The organism is Paraburkholderia sp. EG286B (assembly GCF_040965655.1).
GTDB lineage: Bacteria > Pseudomonadota > Gammaproteobacteria > Burkholderiales > Burkholderiaceae > Paraburkholderia.
This window is the reverse complement of the sequence record NZ_JBFRCF010000179.1, coordinates 1-419: the sequence shown is the minus strand read 5'-3', so window position 1 is coordinate 419 and position 419 is coordinate 1. Positions and strand designations below refer to the sequence as shown.

The window sequence follows — 419 nt, the reverse complement described above, 5'->3', positions numbered from 1 at the left end:
GCGTCATGGTCGTGAGAGGCGACCCGCCGCCCGCCCGTGGACAACCCGCGACTCAACACTCAGCGGAGGTTAGATCGCATCAAATCGCTGGCTGCAAATCCGTCCGTCGAACCGGGTCAGCCTCACAGCGCCCGCGCCCGCATCGTCAAGGGCGTGAACGTGCTCGCCGATGCCGTGAAGGTCACGCTCGGACCCAAAGGCCGAAACGTGCTGATCGAGCGCAGCTTCGGCGCGCCGACCATCACCAAGGATGGCGTGTCGGTCGCGAAAGAAATCGAGCTGAAGGACCGCCTCGAGAACATGGGTGCGCAGGTGGTAAAACAGGTTGCATCGAAAACCGCCGACGTGGCGGGGGACGGCACCACCACAGCCACCGTGCTTGCCCAGGCGATCGTGCAGGAAGGCATGAAACACGTCGC

Annotated in this window: 1 protein-coding gene; it reads left to right on the top strand. The window is 64.2% G+C overall.

The window, feature by feature from the left end; genetic code table 11:
• Window positions 1-87: 87 nt before the first annotated feature.
• A partial coding sequence (locus tag AB4Y42_RS44310; RefSeq protein ID WP_368697906.1) for a TCP-1/cpn60 chaperonin family protein occupies window positions 88-419 on the top strand: 332 nt, incomplete at its 3' end.